The 5,056-nt window shown below is 45.4% G+C and carries 3 protein-coding genes; 1 reads left to right on the forward strand and 2 read right to left on the reverse strand.

The features are described from left to right. Positions 1-122: 122 nt before the first annotated feature. The gene (locus AACT21_RS06360) at positions 123-965 is read right to left on the reverse strand and encodes an AraC family transcriptional regulator (RefSeq protein WP_176430149.1); all 843 of its coding nucleotides are present in this window, start codon (positions 963-965) and stop codon (positions 123-125) included. A 94-nt stretch (positions 966-1,059) separates the two neighbouring features. Between AACT21_RS06360 and AACT21_RS06365 the strand changes: the two genes are divergently transcribed. After that, the gene (locus AACT21_RS06365) at positions 1,060-2,454 is read left to right on the forward strand and encodes an MATE family efflux transporter (RefSeq protein ID WP_094163152.1); all 1,395 of its coding nucleotides are present in this window, start codon (positions 1,060-1,062) and stop codon (positions 2,452-2,454) included. A 76-nt stretch (positions 2,455-2,530) separates the two neighbouring features. On the opposite strand, the gene AACT21_RS06370 is transcribed toward AACT21_RS06365, so the two are convergent. Further along, entirely contained in the window at positions 2,531-4,855 is a 2,325-nt protein-coding gene (locus AACT21_RS06370; protein ID WP_094163153.1) for a methyl-accepting chemotaxis protein, read from the reverse strand. Positions 4,856-5,056: the final 201 nt, after the last annotated feature.

The following is a 5,056-nucleotide window of genomic DNA, read 5'->3' on the forward strand; positions in this document are numbered from 1 at the left end:
TCCTCAATGATATTGATATTTCAATCACCTTCATAAGCCGTGCTCGAGGTGCAATAATTTCATCGCGTTTAGTAGATAAGAAAGTTTATGAATGAAGAGTGCCATTTACCAATGCCGTGGAATTAATCATTTCGTTTTTTACGAAATTCTCGTGGTGTGCAATGGCTCCATACCTTAAAACGAGTACTAAAGTTTGCTGGGTTAGGATAGCCGACAATGTCACCGACATGTTGGATTGGCCAGTCGGTAGAACCAAGCAAACGAGCGGCGTACTCCATACGCATTCGCGTTAAGTGGGCTTTAGGACTGTGGCCAAAGTGCTGCTGACATAAACGATGTAAATGAGCTTGCGAGCAAGGAAATAATGCGGCGAGATTTTCTATTGTCCAATCTTTATGCAGCTGGCTCTGGACACGCTGAAAGACGCGATTTAAACGCAACAAAGTACGCGAGAGCGGCAGTTCAATCGGTGCTCGGAGCATGATTTCTATCTGTTCAACAATACGTTGCCCTACCTGCTCACCAAGCTCAGCAGGCAATGTTAAGGTTCGCAGCAGCGCTTGAATACTCGCATACATGACCGCAGCGATAGGCGTTAATGTGTAATGTATTTCTTCTTTTACGGTGTTTTTCCAATGACGCTGCGGTGCAAGAAAGATCCACACCACTTGCCACTCCTCTTCTTCAATTCCAAAACCATTTTCGACACCCGCTGGTACCACAATTAATGAGCTCGGTTCCAGTAAGTAACGGTCAGTTCCACTCGCTAGCCAACCTTTGCCCTTCACTGTGTACAACAGCATATGCACGCTCTGATTTTTCCGATAAACAGAAAACATTTCGCGGCAGGTTGCAATTCCGCATTGCACAATGCCGCTTTGCTCCAATGCTAAGACGCGACTTTGGTCAATAAATTCTTGATGTGTTTTATCTGAGATGGAATACCGTTCTTGCTTGTCTGACATATGAGAGTTTGGCAAAAGTTATAGAGGTATTGAGAGAATACAAAAATTACGATTCGATTTACACTTGCCGCATATCAAAATGAGGTAATGCACCATGTTTATGACTCCCTTTCATCAGCTAGACCGTCAATTTTGGCGCAAATTGATCGATATTGGCGTACCAGTATCCCTCCAGTCAATGCTGTTTTCACTGTTAGGTGTAGTAGATATTTTTATGGTCAGCCAATTAGGTGAATCCGCTACGGCGGCCGTTGGTGTTGGCAACCGAATATTTTTCTTTAATCTCATCGTTATTGTTGGCGCTAGCGGTGCAGTAAGCGTGTTAGCTTCGCAATATTTTGGTGCAGGTAACATCGAGGGTATAAAACGGACATTGGCTCAGTCTTGGATAGTGGCTCTGCTGTTTACACTCCCCTTTATGCTGCTCTATTTGTGGATACCTCAGTCTGTTGTTTCTTTAGTGGCCAATGATGCTCAATACGTCACACTAGCCACGGATTATTTATGGATCACAGCACTTAGCTTATTTTGTACCGCATTAGTAGTGCCACTAGAGAGCGCACTACGTTCTGTCGGCGTGGCAAAGTTGCCAACTCAAGTAAGCATCCTGGCCATCATTATTAACGCTGTCTTAAACGCTTTACTCATCTTTGGCCTGTTCGGCTTTCCAGAATTGGGGGTTGTGGGTGCAGCGATTGGCACAAGCATCTCACGCGGCTGTCAAACCATGCTTCTTTTTTGGCAAGTAAAGCGACATTACGCTCATCTATTGCCCAATCGCGAAAACTGGCAGCAAGCAAAAATGAAACACCATAGACAGCGCTATTTTAAAGTCGCAAGGCCAATGATTATTCACGATTCAGCATGGGCGGCTGGCATTTTAATTTACAACGTTATTGTCGGTCAGTTGGGCGTTTCTGAACTTGCGATTATCTCACTGCTTTCTCCCATTGAAAGTGTACTCATTTCCGCCTTTCTTGGATTTGCCGTGGCCGCCTCTATCTTGCTTGGACATGAAATTGGTGCACAGCGTTACGAACGTGCCGCGCAGACTTCTTGGTGGTATGTACTTACTAGCTGCGGGCTGGCGTTGCTGCTGGCATTGTTCTGCTTTTTGGCTGAACCTTGGATTTACGCTTTGATCGAAAAAAGTCCACTGCATGATACACAAATGGCCGTGAATGTTTGCTTAGTAATGGCGTTTGGGATGGTACTACGGGTATTTAATATGGTCGGTATCGGTGGCGTGTTAAAAAGTGGCGGCGATATTAACTACAGTATTTTCATTGACTTATTTGGCCAATGGGCGATTGGCATTCCGTTGGCTTATTACACAGGGTTGGTTCTTGGCTGGCCTTTGCATTGGGTTATGATGGTTATTATGCTTGAAGAGGCCGTCAAAATTATCCTTACAACACAACGGATCCATTCCAAACGTTGGATCAATAACTTGGTCAACGAGACAGAGCCTTCAACGCTCAAAGCATAGTTAAACTGAGTATAACTCTATGCTTGGAGCGAACGTAACCAACACAGTTGCTGATTAAGTAGGAAATGTCTTAGCGTTACGCCTTATATTTGAACTGAGCAATCTCACTATTTAGTGTCTCTGCTTGCCCAGAAAGGTCGGTAAGCACCCCATCAACATCATTCACCTGCCCAGAAACCGACAGTGAGGCATCAGCAATCGAAGTAATACTGCTGCTGATTTCATCCGTTACTGATTTTTGCTCTTCTGTCGCGGCAGCAATTTGCACATTCATGTCATTCAGTTCGGTTAACATCGACATGATTTGAGCAAGCATATCCGTATTCAAATGGCAGGTTTCAACCCCTTTCACCACGGTTTTATTGGCCTTTTCAATTCCTTGCGACACACTGTTTATTTCATGTTGTAGCGAATCGATTTTTTTACGGATCTCTTCAGTCGAAGTCTGCGTGCGCCCTGCTAATGATCGCACTTCATCGGCAACGACCGCAAAACCACGACCCTGCTCGCCAGCACGTGCTGCTTCAATCGCCGCATTAAGGGCCAGTAAGTTGGTCTGCTCGGCGATACCTTGGATAACATCAAGCACTTCAGCAATAGAATTACTTTCACTATGGAGCCGCTCAATAGCTTCCACCGCCATCTTCATCTCATCGCTCAACAAACTGATTTCATTTCCCAACGCTTCCCCGACGTCGACACTTTGTGACCCTGTATCATTAGCTGATTTCACATAATCGGCAGCTCGGCTAGCAAACTGCGCTACCTCGCCAATTGAAGCACTCATTTGATTTACCGCCGCCGCGACCGATTCTGTTCTCATACTCTGCTCGGCAACAGCGCCTCGCGTGCTCTCCATATTGGAAGACATACGATGAGTGCTGCCGTTGAGTGACTCCGTCGCCCGCGCAAACTGCTCAATGGTTTTCTGTAAGCTGCTAAATAGCTGGTTAAAGGCAACCGCAACTTCCGCCATTTCATCTTTACCCTTTTCACTTAAACGCGCGGTTAAATCATTCTCCTGATTAATCCGATGCAGCTCTAACGACGCACTGCGGATAGGTTTGGATATACCACTTCCCACGATGTAAGAAATAAAGAGTGAATGCATCACAAGAACAGCAATGCTAATCAACACAGTTTGCAGTACTGAACGCTCTAAAGTCGAGACATCTTGTAACGCCTCAGATTGATCGATTTCAGTTAATATAGCCCATTTTTGTCCTAAAACATCCAGAGGTGCGTAGGCCGAAAGTACTTCAACATTACGATAGTCTTTGATGGTTTCTAGGCCTTGTCCACCCGCCAATGCCTGTCGTACCGCGTCGGTCTTGATGCGTTGACGTCCAATGGCCGAACCCTTGGTTTTGATTTGCTCAATGGTGGCAGGCTCAACACCAATATCAGTTAAGGTTTGAAAGTATTGCTCAGGATCTTCTAATAAAAACCGTGATTGACTGCGCAATAAACCATCTTGCCCCACAAGGTAAGTTTCTCCACTTTTACCGAGCCCCGCATCAGCCCAGCTACCGCCAAATGTCATGATGTTGTTGATCACATCGATCGGCATCTGAAAGATCAGCGTACCTACCCGCTGCTGTTCTTTGAAAATTGGGGCCGAAATAAACGAAGCCGCTGCCTCATAGGAAGGATAATAAGGTGCAAAATCTTCGAGGTAGGATTGCCCCTCTTGCAAGTTTTTTGCCTTAGCAAATGCATGGCCTAGCCCCGAATTTTGATATGCGCCAGTTGATAAATTGGTCGCAAAATCCAGTTCTTTAAACACGGTATAAACCACGTTGCCTGACAAATCGACAAGGAAAATATCGTAATAGCCAAACGCTTCTAAAAATCGCCTAAATGAGGCGTGATAACGCCGGTGAGCTTCATCATAGCTGCTGCCCAATGAATCAAAATCCAAGTGATGTTTGGATCCAAGCTCGTTAGGGTTTACGCCGATGTAGCGAGCCTGCAGTGCTTTTCCCTGCTCTGAAAGCTGTGCAAATGCACCAAGTTCATTTGGCTGACTGCCATTGTTTTCCTGACGGTAAGTACGACCAAACTGATCACGATAATACCGTTCTAGCGCATCCGTATCTTGGGGCGTTATACGGTGGGCAGGATAACGAGAGAACGAACGAGTAAAAGAATCCATTGCTTCTTGAGTCGATACCTCGGAAGACAAGGTCTCAATTTGCAGACGGATCTGTTTGAAATAGTTAGTTATTTCACTCTTTTTGATTTCGCGTACGGAGGTAAGTTGATTTGCGGCTCGGTCATAAAGTGCTTGGCTTGAGAGCTCTGATGCTCGCCACCCAACAAAACCACCGCTGATTACCACGCCAACTGAACACAAGATAGTACATGCCGCAATGATTTTCGTTGATATTTTCATAGTCAAACCCTACGCATAGAAATGAACAACTTTTTGTAAAGCCATCGTCGCCCCCAGCCACTGGGTTTATATGAAATTTGTATTATGAGCTTTTCAAAGTGTAGGTCACGGTTTGGCTTTTGCGTAGAAAAACGACCGGATACATCCAAACAGCTTGAAGTTGCGGGTAGGCGGTAAGTGAGCTCATCCCCATGAGCACAAGTAAAC

Origin of the sequence: Vibrio sp. V08_P9A1T1, assembly GCF_963874405.1 — a bacterium.
GTDB classification, from domain to species: domain Bacteria; phylum Pseudomonadota; class Gammaproteobacteria; order Enterobacterales; family Vibrionaceae; genus Vibrio; species Vibrio anguillarum.

What these genes read in the sequence shown, in the direction of transcription:
- AACT21_RS06360 (WP_176430149.1), bottom strand. Translation starts at nt 965, where the DNA reads ATGTCAGACAAGCAAGAACGGTATTCCATCTCAGATAAAACACATCAA.
- AACT21_RS06365 (WP_094163152.1), top strand. Translation starts at nt 1,060, where the DNA reads ATGTTTATGACTCCCTTTCATCAGCTAGACCGTCAATTTTGGCGCAAA.